The organism is Mucilaginibacter sp. 22184 (genome assembly GCF_052045695.1).
Lineage (GTDB): Bacteria > Bacteroidota > Bacteroidia > Sphingobacteriales > Sphingobacteriaceae > Mucilaginibacter.
This window is the reverse complement of record NZ_JBQEPI010000007.1, coordinates 199594-214253: the sequence shown is the minus strand read 5'-3', so window position 1 is coordinate 214253 and position 14660 is coordinate 199594. Positions and strand designations below refer to the sequence as shown.

General features: G+C 41.1%; 11 protein-coding genes. 1 reads left to right on the top strand and 10 read right to left on the bottom strand.

Annotation, left to right across the window (positions count from 1 at the left end; genetic code table 11):
* Nucleotides 1–28: 28 nt before the first annotated feature.
* From ACTJKG_RS16910 to ACTJKG_RS16895, 4 genes are all read right to left on the bottom strand, one after another.
* Nucleotides 29–988: a methionyl-tRNA formyltransferase gene (locus tag ACTJKG_RS16910; protein WP_440739879.1), complete on the bottom strand. Its 960-nt coding sequence runs from the start codon at nt 986–988 to the stop codon at nt 29–31.
* Nucleotides 989–1018: 30 nt separating this feature from the next.
* On the bottom strand, nt 1019–1558 hold the full coding sequence (locus ACTJKG_RS16905) for a phage tail protein (protein ID WP_172336987.1): 540 nt from the start codon (nt 1556–1558) through the stop codon (nt 1019–1021).
* A 525-nt stretch (nt 1559–2083) separates the two neighbouring features.
* Nucleotides 2084–2983: a helix-turn-helix domain-containing protein gene (locus tag ACTJKG_RS16900; protein ID WP_440739878.1), complete on the bottom strand. Its 900-nt coding sequence runs from the start codon at nt 2981–2983 to the stop codon at nt 2084–2086.
* 44 nt (nt 2984–3027) lie between these two features.
* On the bottom strand, nt 3028–3843 hold the full coding sequence (locus ACTJKG_RS16895) for an SDR family oxidoreductase (protein WP_440739877.1): 816 nt from the start codon (nt 3841–3843) through the stop codon (nt 3028–3030).
* A 702-nt stretch (nt 3844–4545) separates the two neighbouring features.
* On the opposite strand from ACTJKG_RS16895, the gene endOF3 reads away from it, so the two are divergent.
* Nucleotides 4546–5541: an endo-beta-N-acetylglucosaminidase F3 gene (gene endOF3, locus ACTJKG_RS16890; protein WP_440739876.1), complete on the top strand. Its 996-nt coding sequence runs from the start codon at nt 4546–4548 to the stop codon at nt 5539–5541.
* A gap of 123 nt (nt 5542–5664) precedes the next feature.
* Here the strand turns inward: endOF3 and ACTJKG_RS16885 are convergent, their stop codons facing one another.
* From ACTJKG_RS16885 to ACTJKG_RS16860, 6 genes are all read right to left on the bottom strand, one after another.
* A complete protein-coding gene (locus ACTJKG_RS16885; protein WP_172336983.1) occupies nt 5665–6519 on the bottom strand; it encodes an HD domain-containing protein in 855 nt (284 codons plus the stop codon).
* A 209-nt stretch (nt 6520–6728) separates the two neighbouring features.
* Nucleotides 6729–7829 carry a phytase gene (locus tag ACTJKG_RS16880; protein WP_440739875.1) on the bottom strand — a complete coding sequence of 367 codons (1101 nt, stop codon included), beginning with the start codon at nt 7827–7829 and terminating at the stop codon, nt 6729–6731.
* A gap of 60 nt (nt 7830–7889) precedes the next feature.
* Complete coding sequence (locus ACTJKG_RS16875; protein ID WP_440739874.1) at nt 7890–9143, bottom strand: right-handed parallel beta-helix repeat-containing protein; 1254 nt, start codon at nt 9141–9143, stop codon at nt 7890–7892.
* 28 nt (nt 9144–9171) lie between these two features.
* Entirely contained in the window at nt 9172–11937 is a 2766-nt protein-coding gene (locus ACTJKG_RS16870; protein WP_440739873.1) for a TonB-dependent receptor domain-containing protein, read from the bottom strand.
* A 387-nt stretch (nt 11938–12324) separates the two neighbouring features.
* Entirely contained in the window at nt 12325–13974 is a 1650-nt protein-coding gene (locus tag ACTJKG_RS16865) for a tetratricopeptide repeat protein (protein ID WP_440739872.1), read from the bottom strand.
* Between the two features lie 182 nt (nt 13975–14156).
* The gene (locus tag ACTJKG_RS16860) at nt 14157–14315 is read right to left on the bottom strand and encodes a hypothetical protein (protein WP_172336981.1); all 159 of its coding nucleotides are present in this window, start codon (nt 14313–14315) and stop codon (nt 14157–14159) included.
* Between the last annotated feature and the right edge of the window lie 345 nt (nt 14316–14660).

The window sequence follows — 14660 nt, the reverse complement described above, 5'->3', positions numbered from 1 at the left end:
CCTGCCTTTAATAATTTTATTGTAGCTATTAGTTTGTTTCTGCTGCTGTTGGGGCTAAATTCGGTATGTTGTTTACGAAGCTTTGTCCGCTTTTTAAACCGTAAGCACCGGCAAACCTGGCCGGCACATAATTATTGCCCATTTTAAAAAAGTTAATATTCAATAACCGCTCGCCTTTGCACATCACCGCGAACGTGCGTTTATTAACTATGATAGTACCCGATGGATAAGAATAGTGATTGGCTAAGCCAACGGACGCGTCCAGTATTTTCAGCTCCTGCCCGTTAATAAGTGAAATAGCACCTATATTCCAGGGGGTACAGGCTTTTATGATATCCATAACCTCTGCTGCATCCATCTCTTGCCAGTTAATAAAAACATCTTTCAGCTCAGGTCGCGGGTAATATGCCGCAAGGTTCTCATCCTGTTCAATAAGCGGTAATTTGTTGCCGCTGTTAATTCCATTCAGTACGGCCAGTACGCCTTGTATCTGTAACTGGCCAAACAATTGGTGAATGTTGTCGTAGTTATAATGTGGTTGATTGGGTATATTTTGTCGCCAAATAACAGGGCCGCTATCTAACTGATCTGCAAGCACATGAATGGCCAGTCCAATTTCCTGACCACCATTCCGCAACTGCCAGAAAACCGGCGATGGCCCACGAAATTGTGGTAATGCGCCAAAATGAATGTTATAAGCCCCATAGGGTACTTGTTCCAGGTATTGTGTTTTAACAATATTGCTATAGCCCGAAAAAAAAACAATATCCTGTTGTTGCAACCAGGCATAAAGGTTGGTCTTATCGTGCTCAAAAGTAAGCTCAATGCCAACAGCATTGCAATACCTGATAGTTTCGGGCGCGTTGTTCTCAGGCGCTGTGGAACTACCTACGTAAAGCATAAGCCCTGCTTTCGCCTTATAAGTGGATAAGGCCGAAAGCAGGGGCATATACAGTGTTGCTGAATTGGATACAATACCTATTTTCATCAGTTTACTGAACTGTATATTTTTTAGTTGTTAGTTGCGCGACGGAAATATCCCCTCCAGCGCGATAATAAAAGTTACTGCCAGGTATGGTTCCATATTATCATGTGGCTGGCTTCCGCCGGTTGGGCCGATAGCATTAGGAGCCATAATTGTATTGATACCCGATGCTGCCGTGAAATTTAATGGCGCACCACCAACGTCGGGGTCTGATGATACAGCCAGCACCCCGCTTGTTGGCGAAGGCTGATTACCAGTGTTGGTGCTTGCATTAAGTGAATGAGTGTGTATCGGTATTTGCGTATTTATTAATGTAACGCTTTCTTCGCCACCCAGTTCACCCAGATTTCTGGGGGTTAAACCAGGACCGTTTCCCCAATGCATAGGCGAACGCCCGCGCAGATCGGGTAAGGCAAAAGTGTTTATGCCATCGCCACCATAAGTGGTGCCCAGAATAGCGAAAAGCGCGCTGTACCTTGCAATAGGTAAAAGCTGGCCGTTACAAAGCGCCCAGCCGCGTGGTGCAAAATTGCCGGCAAATAATGAAATGGTACCAAGAAATGGATTGTCCATAATTTTAAGTGATTAGTGATTGGTTGGTTTTGGTTTATTTATTGTAAAAGGTTTTACATTCTTTAAAAAAAGAACATACTACACCAATGCCATACTTAACAAAGCATGACGCTGGTACATAAATGGACTTATCTTAAATTGTAGGGGGGATGCTTTGAGTAATCTTCATAATTTAAAAAGGTTAGGGTTTAATACTAAAGTAAATATAAATACATTTAATATTATTATTCCCAGTTCTTTTTATTCACTTTTTTCATTTTTAATGAAATTCCCTTAAAAAACCAGCCTTAAAATCAATATTTAGTGAACAAAAAAATTAAAATGGCAATAATTCACTATTGTAAGTTATGATAGAAGATATGCTTTCATATTTTAAAGCATTATACTACCTCAGAAATAAGCAGAAATAATATTTCTGTTACAATGCTATATAAGAAAAGCGAAATGTGTTCAAAGATTAACACTTTTCGCTTTTTACAGGCAGGGATGCGTCAACTGGGTTTACTTGCTTACCGGTATTGATGTTCAATTCAAATGTCGGTAATCACTTGGAGCGTAACCTGTTTTGCTTTTGAATAACCTGGTGAAGTGTGAGGGATGTTCAAACCCCAATGTATAAGCAATTTCACTGACTGATTTTTGCGTGCTCCACAATAGAGACTTGGCTTTTTCCACCATTTCCAGATGGATATGTTCCTGTGTGGTTTTACCGGTAAAGCGGTGCAGCAGATCGGATAGGTAATTGGGCGATAAATTCATTCGCGAAGCAAAATAACCTACATTGGGTAAACCAGAATTCATTGGCGTTTCCCCTGCAAAATAATCTTTAATCAGTTTTTCAAACTGCTGCACTACATCGGTATTCACTTTTTCGCGGGTATAAAACTGGCGGTCATAAAAACGGCTGCAATAGTTGAGCAGCAGTTCTATATTAGCCTGGATCAAACCAGTAGTATGCTTATCAATATTCTGTAGGTACTCTTTACGGATATTTTGGATACAGGTGGTCAGGACATCCTTTTCATCCTCAGACACATGTAACGCTTCGTTGGCCTCATATTGAAAAAAGGTATAATCGATCATCTTGCGGCCCAATACACCTGTATTAACCAGGTCCGGATGAAAAAAAAGTCCCCAGCCTTCCTCTATGTTCATATCAGGACTTGCAGTTACAACTTGCCCCGGTGCTGTGAACATTAAAGATCCTTCCCTGAAATCGTAATAAGAACGGCCATACTTCAATGTACCGGTGAACTTCTTACAAAAAATGGTGTAAAAACTTAACCGATAAGTAAGCAGTTCCTTTGGGCGATTTACCTGGTTGCTGCCTACATCAATCACCGTAATTAAAGGGTGTTTTGGTTTGCCTACACCATAAAACTCGTGCAATTCACTGATGGATTCAATATCGACATAGGGTGGCATATGATAAATTTAGTTATTAAGTTACGAATTGACCGTTTAACACATCATTTAATGAAATATCTGCGCATCTGTCGCATATAGTCGGGGTCGCTATTTTGATACTTGGTATCGATAAAGAAGTGAGCATCCGCACCAACTACATAACGCAAGCAACCGGTATCATCGGTGGCTGCTTCATAAATGGTTTGAGCAACTTCTTCGGATGTGGCTTTGCGCAAATGAGCGGCAGCTTCTGCATAATGATTAAAGAATCCGGCAAATATGGGATCATAAGCTGCAATATCATTTTTGATCATATCAACCGCACCACGAAAATTGGTGGCAATACTGCCAGGTTCAACAAGCTTAACAGCGATGCCTAAAGAATGCAGCTCATGCGCAAGTGATTCGGAAAGCCCTTCCACAGCGAATTTAGTGCTATGATATAAGCCCCCAAAAGGAAATGTTATCAGCCCACCCATCGACGAGATATTAATAATGGTGCCGCTGCCCTGCGAACGCATGTGCGGTAATATAGCCCGGGTCACGTCTATCAGTCCAAAAAAATTCACATCAAATTGCTTGCGGATCTGTTCGTCAGTAGCTGATTCGAAAACACCAATCAACGCGTAACCTGCATTATTGAGAAGGGTATCTATGCGGCCGAAACGGGCGATACCTTCTGCAATAGTATTATTAATAGATGTCTTGTCCTGTACATCGAGGCGTGTAACCAACACGTTGTTTAGTCTGTTAAGTTCCTGCTCTTTTTCGGGCGAACGCATGGTGGCAATAACGTTCCAGCCTTTTTGTTGAAATAGTTTGGCGGCATCGCGGCCAATGCCAGAGGATACGCCGGTAATCAATATGGTCTTTTTCATGATCTGTGTCTTTTGTTTAAACAAAGTTCCGGATCACTCGCCTATCTGGCTTGACAATATCTACGCAATGCTTAACAATTTTACGGTAAAGTAAAGAAACACTCCTATCCATTCAAACAAGGATAGATAGTAAAGACAATATATATTATCGAAAAACTTAACAAATTATCATACTATGAAATTCATACACAAACGTTTGTGTGATGATTTCAAGCTCAATTTATAAGTCTAATTAAAAATGCGGCCGTAGGTAATTTTATTTAACTCAATTTACCGGTGGTAAAACTATTTATCTACCACAAAAATTCCACATTGCTTAGAGCTTTTAGGAATGTTACATTAAACATCTCTCGTTTACGCAAACGTTTGTGTAACAATAAAAATACAAGATCACATGTTTTTGATTTACATTCACTTAAGTGTTAGTTAGGTTATAACACTGGGTTATTACGCAAAAATACCGGCGCCCCTAAAAGCCGGTAATTAAAAAATTAGCTTCTACCTGGAGTGAGACCTGGGTATGGTTGATTAAGTGGTTAGTATAAGGGCCCTTTTCAGGAAGGGTCCTTTTTTAATCTTTTAAACTATCCGTTACTCCCCTTCCGAAAGTACTGCCGGGCGATACCATGTGCTTTTAAAAGCGAATATATCAAGGACACTGAGACAACCAATTTTACCCATATCCCCCTTTAAAAATCAATTATGAAAAAAAACATTATTTCCTTAACCGGGCTTTTGATGCTTTGCCTGTTAGTGCTCGCATTCGCTCCATCTTGTAAAAAAGACAGCCAGGCACAGGCTCCGGTAAACAACACCGTTAAAAGAGCAGTAACCACCAGCGCCACCACACAAAAATTTATTGCCTATTTTGTAACCGACGGCCGAAATCCTACTTATAAGCTAACCGATATTCCTGACGGCGTAGACATTGTGGTGTTGTTTGTAGTTAAACTTCCCAATTATATTGATACCATAAAATATCCGGCCAGCGGCGGCTACATCGGTGCTTATAAATCCTATGGCTCTTTTTACAGTGATATTAAAAAACTCCAGGCAAGGGGCATTAAAGTAATACAAAATATTGATGATGAATCAAGCTGGCAAACCACCAAGCCCGCCGGGTACGCCAGTGCATCGGCCTACGCTTTAAAAATGAAACAGGTATTGCTTGATCAGCTGCATTTAGATGGCATAACTTTAGATGTGGAACACAGCGGTACGCGGCCTTCTCCAATTCCGCCTTTCCCAAAATATTCTGAGATTGGCTACTATGGCTGGTATAGTGCCAGCATGGCCGCCAATGCAAACTATATCAATTGCATTAAAGAAATGACCAAATACTTTGGCACCACAGCCGGTAATGAACTGGAAATAGCATCGGGATTGGATTGCTATGCCTGGAATAATATAGCCAGCAATTTTGTAAACAACTTTACTTATTTCGGCGTACAATCTTACGACGGTGATTCAACCCGCACCCAGTTAATGAATAATTATGCTACGGGGACCAATAAAATACCATCGGGCAAAATGGTTTACGGACATAATGCCGAAACTCCAAGCTCGCAAAGCGATGCTATTAGCATTGCCAAATGGACTCCAACCCAGGGGCAAAAAGGAGGCGTATTCGTTTATGCTTTCAATAGTGACCCAAATGGTTACGGCGCCGCAGTATTGGCCGCGGTGAAAGGCCAATAATATTAAGGTCGGTCGAATAGGAACGATTTGCCTGAGCTCAAATGAAACAAGCCTGGAGCAATCTCCGGGCTTGTTTGTTGTATAAAGTTTAGGTTGTATTTATTTCTTATTGCAGATACGGTTTCAACCCATGATCAATGGGTGCAGCGATCTTTGTTTAAATCGTTCTGCGGCACCTTTATTATAAAATTGTTTAAAGTGAACCAGGTTTCCGATGTCATTTAATCGCTGGTTCATGGTTACATGGTTATTTAGTTTACGCAATACCTGGAAATCATCCCGTAAAAGATCATTTTTTTGAAGTATCCCCTCATCTAAAGCATCCTTTATAAGTTCGGCCAGCTTCAGGTTAGCGAATACGTGTTCCGGCTTTTTAAAATAAGCCTCGTTTAAACGGCGAAACTGATTTTTGATCCATTCACCCGCCGTTTCAGACTTCACCGCCATGCAACCATCCTGAATGGTAAGCTCCTTGATAAAATTCCGGATCTCGGTTAACCCGATAAAATCAGCCTGATACAGATCCCTCAGAGTATAGTCAACTCTATCAGCACAAAGCGCTGGGAGTGGCTGCTCCAATATGGTATAGGCTTGTTTAAATAAGGTAGTGCTGTTAAACCCGTATTTTTTGAGGATGACGGGAATTTCTGAGCGGTTGATCACCTCGTCGAATATGGTTTCATGATAATCTTCATTGATGTTGTCAAACACATAATCAGCCACATGCGAAAAAGCGGTATGTGAAACATCGTGCAGTAAAGCTGCTATTTGTTCTTCAATATCCCCGCCAAAATGTTTTACCAGGTAAAGCACACCAACAGAATGCGCATAGCGTGTTTGGTTTAAAGCCGGGTTCACCATGAATATAGCCCCACCTTGATGAATGTTTTTTAACCGTTGCACAGGTGCCGACAAGATCAACTCTTCCAGCACTGGCCCAACTTCAAAACTACCGTAAATCTTATCCTCAATTTTCATATCACGTTTTTTATACCCCATTATCAAGTCTGATACCGACCTTATTTCATGATACAAACCTATATCAAATTTTATTAAAATGCTAATATTATTAGTATTTTTATTGCAAGTTTAAACGGCTTTTATATTGCATTACTCTTATTTTAGAAGTACGGATAAAACAGAAAAGGTCGCCCTAAGGGCGACCTTTTCCTATGGATAATTATAACCTATTTTACCTTCAATTCTTTACCTGCAATATCTTCCCAACGATAGTAATGGAAAGTTTTATCGTTACTCATCACCACAAAAATACCATGTTTAAAGGTAGTATTAAGCGGTGTGGTCACTACATCAGATCCATCACTTTGCTGAGCAGCAACATTCACAATTTTCACTAGTTTGTGTTCAAATGGATTTGCTTTTGTTCCTTCACGACTAAAAATCTGGAAACGGTTGGCCCCCTGGTCAGATACCAGGATATAGCCTGTTTTATCTGTCAGTTTATAAATGGAGATACCTTCATGGTCAGCCTCAAAACCCGAAGTGCCAAATATAGCCAACTGTTTGTCGCCTTTATCCGGATCGGCATAGTATTGGCGCACACCAACCTGCTCATCGGAATAATAAATATAACCCAGCTCATTATCTACCGCTATCGATTCAATCTCTTTTTTACCGCTGTACTCGCCAAACTTGCGCACCAATGTCGCTTTAATATTTCCAGTTCCATCATCTTCCAATAAATACTGCCAAACATACCCGCCATCTTTCGGGCCGTTTTTGCGACCAACCACCGCGTACATTTTACCATTTTTTGCGGTGTAGATAGATATACCCATCAGGTCGCGGTACTCAAAACCAGTTTCGCCTACAAATGCGTCAATACCGCCATTATCCACCGGCTTCATATCCGGCAGGGAATATATCCGCAGCTTATGGGTCATACGTTCGGTAGTAATAGCAATATCTGTGAGTTTACCACCCAACATCAGGCCATAAGCCAGATCGACATTATTTGGGCGCTTTAATCCACGCACCACTTTGTCTTTCACAATTTTTCCTTGCAAATCGAATACATAAAGTGCTCCTTCGCTGTTCTTATCGGTACCGATGATGAGGCTTTTAGCCGGATCCGCAGGATTTACCCAGATAGCGGGATCATCCGTATCAAACAATACGGTATCAGTAATAATAACAGGTTTAATAGCCTGCGATGAAACTGCTGGCATCATATTTCCTTTGTGATCACGTACCTGACTTTGGCCACAAGTTGTATTAAACAGCATTACCCCTGCTGCTATAATTATATAACTGCTTAATTTATTCATTAATTTATCTTAAAAAACAGCCCGGCCATATAGCCGGGCTGCATAGTATGCTACATTCAATTATTTTGTACCAAAAGCGCCGATGTAATTAGCCGGATCTGGCGATACATAGGTTACCCCATTTACCGTAATACCTACCGCATGGTGGCGCGTAAAGTTGGTAATACCATGATTTAAGGCCGGCGATCCACTTTGCAAATGAAAATCCCAGGCGGTATTAAATACTGCGTTGAGTACCGGGGTAGATTCAGGATAATTCACAAACTTAGGGTCGTTGTCGCCTGCTTTGGTACTAATGATATCATTAATACCGGCAACAATATCTTTCGAGGGCTGGAACTGATTTACCGTGGTTTGATCATAACCATAATAAAGGTTATTGCTGATCACCGAACGTTTATCTTCCGGAGCCTTAGTATCTCTTTTTATACCGAAACGCGTATTGGCAAACAGGTTGTTATATAAATCGGCGTGTACTGTACTCTCTAACCAAATAGAACCGCCCTTGGCCGATGGCCTGCGCCAGCCTGTATTGATCATGGTATTGTTATAGGCAATGATATATGCCTGCGGGTTACGATCGCCCGCGTTTGACAATTTGAGGGCATTGGTATTGGCGCTGTAAACCAGGTTAAAGCCTACATCAGCCAAACAGCCCGATTTAAAGTTCATTGCCTCGCCACCTGTTACGCCCGTTGTATAGAAAGTATTGTTGGCAAAAATGATCTTGCCGCCTTCAATATAGGTACAGTCTTCCTGGAAATTACGAACAATGGAGTTAACCACAATCAGCTTACCGTTCACATTGGAAAACCATAAGGCGGGTACGTTTTCGCCGGCAACAGCTTTATACAAACCCTGTTTTACCGAAGTTGAGGCATCTGATGTGGTATTGCCGCCGTACTCCAATATGGTATGATCCAAAACCAGTTCCTGGCAGGTTTTAGCTGCCAATATTCCGCCCCACAATTTTCCGAATTTTTTGGCGTCGGTTTTATAGGCGTCGTTCACCGTAAATTTTATCGGATTCTCTGCAGTACCCCTTGAGTACAGGTTGCCTTTTACTATAAATTCGGGTTTGGCTACCGTATCCATCAATACGGTTACCCCTTCTTCAATGATCAGTGATTTCCCTTCGGGAATGATCACATCCCCTTTAATAACCTGGGTACTGCCTTTTGCCCACACGCCAGATATCTCGCCCAGCGCCGAACCGTCGCCAGAGCTGGTATCCACATCCAGGTTGGCTTTTCTACAACCGCCAATGGCTATGGCCGATAATAGCAGTGCTGTAAATATTGGTTTTAAGTTCATCTTATTTTTGATTAAAATGATTAATGTTTTAAAGTTTATAGCGCACACCAATCAGGTATGTCTGTTTGTAGTAATCACTGCGAATTAAAGTATGACCATTTGATTCGTCTATCCCTTCTACATTCGCGTTGGCTGCATTGGTACCTTTTATAAATAATTTATTGGGGGTATTTAACAGGTTACCTGCTTTTACAAAAACGCTTATGCCACTTTTAAATCTCTTTTCGGCAGAGGCATCCATTTGTATAAAACCTTTTTGCCACAGGTCATTATCCAGAAATTGCGATACCGTGTTGATCCTCGGACCGGTATAACTTGTAGCCAGCTGTGCATCCCAGCCTTTTTTGGTATCCTTATATAAAAGGGAAACATTTGCAATATGCTCCGACTGTCCGTAAAGTGGCCTTGTTTGATTTACAGATTCCAGTTGTGGGTTGCCATTGGCATCAATGTACCTGGAGCTTTTTGGCGTGGTAATGCGCGAGTGTGTATAGGTATAATTGGCTTTTACACCGAATTTGTTAAAGAATTTTATAAAATCAAGTTCTAAACCATAGTTGTGTGCTGTACCAAAATTACCCGGAGTGTAATATATATCCTGTCCGCGTGTAGCATCCGGTTTAAAAATATATTCGATAGGATCTTTAATGGTTTTATAAAAACCACCAACCAGCAATTGTGTGGATGCACTTGGGAAGAGCTCATATCGTAAATCAAAATTATCGGCTATAGCGCGTTTCAGATCAGGGTTACCACGTTCCTCATACTCTTCATTTACTATTTTGCTGGGCACTATCTCATAAAAGCCAGGCCGGTTAACTGATCTGAAATAAGACGCGTGCAATTGCTCTTTATCAGTTAAAAAATATTTTAAAGTAAGGCTTGGCAATACATCGGTATAAACCTGACTACCCTGCGGCCGTGGCTCACCCTGCGGGAAAAGCATATTATACCCTTGATCGGTATGCTCAACCCGCGCGCCACCAACTACCTGAACTGTTTTGGTTGTAAATTTAAACATGCCATACCCTGCACTTATTTTTTCGGAAGCATCATAGGTTAAAGGATTGTTTACTGCGCCGGTAGGATTGGTTACGTTAAAAGATAAGTCGGTATAATTTTGAAAATCCTTACCGTATTGTAAATCGGGGTTAGCCGCAGTGAGTGCATAATTATTATAAAAGCTGCTGCGCTGCTTATCGCGGTATAAACCACCCGCAGAAAAATCAACATTTACACCCGCTACCGGCGCTGTGTAAGTCAGGTCGAGATAACCGGCCTTGTCTTCATCGGTATTACGTTCCCAGCGATGGGTAAGCGAAGTACCATTGGTGAGGAAAGTAGGTCTGTTAATAAAGTTTTCACGGACACCGTTCAAACTGATCGTCGTGTTATCGGGCACTTCGTTTTCGGCTGATGAATACACCGCCGACCATTGTATTTTTAATTTATCATCAAACAATTTATGATCGCCCCGAAGCATACCATTATAAATTTGTTGCTCGGTTAAGCGGCTACGGGTTGAATAACTGAGTTGCGCGTTACCTTTCTCAGGTTCGTAATTAGTCGAAAAATTGGTTGAAATCTCATCGCGTACCTGTATATTGGTCAGGTTAACATAGGTATTGAATAAACTCAATTTATTCCGGCTGTCAATCACATAATCAACTTTGGAGAACAGGCCGTAACGCTTTTGTTGTTCCGAATACTGCCTGTCGCTTCTGCTGGTAATAGAGGCAAATTTATCTGTACTAACAACCTGCGAATTGTAAAACACGCTATTGCTGCCCCGGTAAGTATTTTGATAACTACCGGCCACAAGTACACCTAATTTATTATCAAAAAAACGTTGGCCCAGGGTTAAGCTGCCAACCACATTCGGAACAGGATGTTTTAAAGCATAGCTTAAAGTACCTTTTGAGAAATCATTTTGAGTGGCCTGGTAACTCTTGCCATGTATCTCCGAAGGTGATTTATAGTTGATACCGGAGTAATCATAGCTCATAAACTTCCGATCGATAAATAGCTGACTATACCCTGCGGCAATATTGGCATTCACGGTAAGACGGTCGGGAGCATCTTTCATCACCATATTAACGGCGCCACCAACCGCGTCGCCTTCCATATTAGGCGTAAGGCTTTTGTAAACCTCCAAACGATCCAACAGATCTGATGGAAAAATATCAAGCGGAACGTAGCGGTACTTATTATCCGGGCTCGGAATCTTTACGCCGTTAACCAGGGTGTAGTTATAGCGTTTGTCCATACCACGTAAAATGGCATACTGTCCATCGCCATTGCTGTTACGCTCAACAGACACACCCGATACACGGGCAATAACATTGGCCACCGTTAAATCGGGCGATATTTCGATAGCCTTGCCTGATACTACGTTCAGTACCTGGGTTGATTGCTGCTCCAACCTCCTGGCTGTATTCTCAGAGGAGGCATTCTTTTTGGTAGATATGGTAACTTCCTGCAGCGATTTACCCGCTTCTTCCAGATAAATTTTCAGCTGTAAGTTATCCCCTTTTTCGATATCCACTTCCTGTATCACAGTTTTAAACATGATATAGGAAACCCGGAGATTAAATATACCCTTGGGCACATCTTTTAATTCAAATGAGCCATCCAACCCGGTAGTGGTAGCTTTATTGGTTTTGTCGAGACTAACGGTAGCGCCTACCATGGGTTCGCCGGTTTTACGGTCATACACATGCCCCTTAAGCTTGGTAGCGTTAGCAGCGGTAACGCATAGCAGCAGGAACAATAAGGTTTGTAAATATTTATTCATTTTTGTGAGCGATTGATACAATTGTGAATTGATTTTTTTTGACGCTGCAAAAGTGTTTAAACCATACTGATGCCTGCGAATATTTGCCGTTACAAAAAGGAAACACCGTTACAAGCATCGTATACACGAGGGCAACAAAAAATCACAAATAACTCATTATCAATTATATAATAAATAACAAAACCTCCATTATCATTAGTTTACCGTTACATTAAGAGAATATTAAGCACTTATAGAGAGTGGTGAGTAGTTAGGAGAGAGTAGTTATCAAAACAGTTTGTCATTCTGTCTGAATCAGAATTAACTCTATTGAGGACTACGCCGTTTTCAGAATTAAAGGATTTTCTGAATTTGATTAGATTACCTGCCATTTTTCTAAACCACTCACTACAAAGCTTGTATAAAAGTCGACAGATTATCACCCTGTTCCAGGTTGAGCTTTTTGCGCAGACGGTAGCGGGCAACACGCAAACTATCGTTAGAGATGCCTAATAGTCCGGCAATATCTTTGGAGTCCATATTTACTTTAAGCAGGGCTATCAATCGCATATCCGTTGAGGTGAGATCGTTGGTATGCTGTTTCAGTTTGTCGAAAAATCGCTGGTGCACCTGCTCAAAAGCCAGCGTAAACTCTTTCCATTGCTGCTCATGGTTAAAGCTTTGGTTTATTTGCTGGATAATCTGCTGCATTTGCTTTTTCTGATCGCGCTTGTCATCCTTAACCATAACCTGCAGCGTATTACGCATACTTTCCAGCAGCTGGTTATTTTTGATAAGGTTTAAAGTATGGGCCGATAACTCCTGGCTTTTAAGCTCCAATTGCTGCTTCAGACTTTCTTCTTCCAACTGTTTGTTTTTCAGTTCAAGCTGCATCAACTCATGCTGGGCCTCAAATATCGATTTGTTTTGCTCGGCCAAAACACGCTGATCCCTGATCTTTAATCGCTGCCGGCTAAAGGTTACCAGCCCAAGTACAATCAGCAGTAGTACAATGGTAACTATGGCAATGGTAATTATCTGGTTTATCTTGCGGATATTGTTCAGACGCGTAATTTCATCGCTCTTCTTATCCATATCATACAACACCTGTAAAAAAGAGGTTTGTTTAAGGCTTTCCCCCGAATATACCTCAAGCGAATATTTACGACTTAACTCCAGGTAATGATAGGCACTATCCATCTGATGCAGCAACTGATATCCCTTACCCAGGTCGCGGCAGGCCGAGGCCAGCTGATACAGGTTATCATTTTTTACCGACAAAGCATAAGCCTTTCGCGATTGCTCAATCCCCTGCGCGTATTTACCCGTTTTACGTAAAATATCGCCAATGTTATTGATCACCTCAATACTGGCAACCTCATCATGGTGCTGCCGGTAAATCTCCAGCGATTTTTTAAAACAAGAGTAAGATGAATCATAATTGGCCAGATCCTCATGAATGCTGCCCAGATTTTCATATATTTTTGCCTGCCCGTAGTTATCCCCTATCTGGTTATAGGTACGCAGGGCCAAATGCTGGTAATAAAAAGAGCTGTCGTACTGATGATGTTTCTCGTACAGGTGACCTATCGCGCCAAATATTTCGGCTTGTCCTTTTTTATTATCCGTAGATCTGTAAAGAGCCAGGGCTTTATTATAAAGCTGAAATGATTTGTCAGAGCGTTTGTTATAATAATACAGGATGCCCATTTTGCCCATATTATCTGCCAGCAGGTTTTTATTATTTTCCTGGACGAATATTTTATCGGCATGTAAATAAAAATCGAGTGCCTGCGCGTAATGCCCCTGGTTAAAACATATTTGCCCCATTTGCTGCAATATTTTGGCGGCTGCCAGGTTATCATTATCCTGAACCGCTTTGGCATGCGCTTTTTTAAGTACAATAAGCGCCGAATCGGGATGGGGCTGTCCTAATGATTGTAATTGCTGAAGTTGGGTATTTTTTTCGGTTTGGGCATGGGCGAGCATGCTTAAGCATACAAGAATTCCCAACAATACCGACATAAATTGCGAGGGCCGGGCATAAATGCTAACCATACATTAAAATTGAATGGGTGATCATAGTATTAAACAGGGCATTAACTCGCTATTAGGAATAGCAAACAAAGAAAACATTTTAATGTAACCTTAATGTTAACAAATAAGCAGATTACATTAACGAAACATTGAAATAACAATTAAATATCAATAAGGTAGCAGCGTTGGGGTTGGGGTGCTATTCAAGCGTTTGATTTATGCTCATCATGCTTTTCGGGCCTGATCTCGGAACGGTTCATTTCTTCCTCCATCTTTTTCCTGTCTTTTTGATTTTTCCAGGCCAATAAAACCACAAAAGCCAGCGCCAGTAAAATAATCAGAGCTATTATGGGGTAGTTCATTACCTGTAAATTGGTTTGGACGTAGAGGAAGGATTCGAACCTTCAGCGTGCTGCCATCCAGCGCTCTACTAATTACCACAAATAAATTATGGCCTTCTTTTAACTCAAGGGCAAAGCTAAACAGGTAATACTACCCCTCGGTTAAACCTATATTAATTAATTGTTTTAAGATGAAAATTAACAATTGATCTTACAACTGTTTAATCAGGGTAATATGATGATATCATTTTCTTATTTTTTTAGTACAAGAGCTGTTGCCATAAATATGTCAATTTTAAAGGCGTAACTACTTAAAGCCTTTGGGTGTGTAAATGTTATTTAACTTTACCCCTACCTTAACATACT

Bases quoted from the DNA above. Each gene is read 5' to 3' on its own strand.
- endOF3 (WP_440739876.1), top strand. From the start codon at position 4,546: ATGAAAAAAAACATTATTTCCTTAACCGGGCTTTTGATGCTTTGCCTG.
- ACTJKG_RS16875 (WP_440739874.1), bottom strand. From the start codon at position 9,143: ATGAACTTAAAACCAATATTTACAGCACTGCTATTATCGGCCATAGCC.
- ACTJKG_RS16900 (WP_440739878.1), bottom strand. From the start codon at position 2,983: ATGCCACCCTATGTCGATATTGAATCCATCAGTGAATTGCACGAGTTT.
- ACTJKG_RS16870 (WP_440739873.1), bottom strand. From the start codon at position 11,937: ATGAATAAATATTTACAAACCTTATTGTTCCTGCTGCTATGCGTTACC.
- ACTJKG_RS16905 (WP_172336987.1), bottom strand. From the start codon at position 1,558: ATGGACAATCCATTTCTTGGTACCATTTCATTATTTGCCGGCAATTTT.
- ACTJKG_RS16865 (WP_440739872.1), bottom strand. From the start codon at position 13,974: ATGGTTAGCATTTATGCCCGGCCCTCGCAATTTATGTCGGTATTGTTG.
- ACTJKG_RS16910 (WP_440739879.1), bottom strand. From the start codon at position 988: ATGAAAATAGGTATTGTATCCAATTCAGCAACACTGTATATGCCCCTG.
- ACTJKG_RS16885 (WP_172336983.1), bottom strand. From the start codon at position 6,519: ATGAAAATTGAGGATAAGATTTACGGTAGTTTTGAAGTTGGGCCAGTG.
- ACTJKG_RS16860 (WP_172336981.1), bottom strand. From the start codon at position 14,315: ATGAACTACCCCATAATAGCTCTGATTATTTTACTGGCGCTGGCTTTT.
- ACTJKG_RS16895 (WP_440739877.1), bottom strand. From the start codon at position 3,843: ATGAAAAAGACCATATTGATTACCGGCGTATCCTCTGGCATTGGCCGC.
- ACTJKG_RS16880 (WP_440739875.1), bottom strand. From the start codon at position 7,829: ATGAATAAATTAAGCAGTTATATAATTATAGCAGCAGGGGTAATGCTG.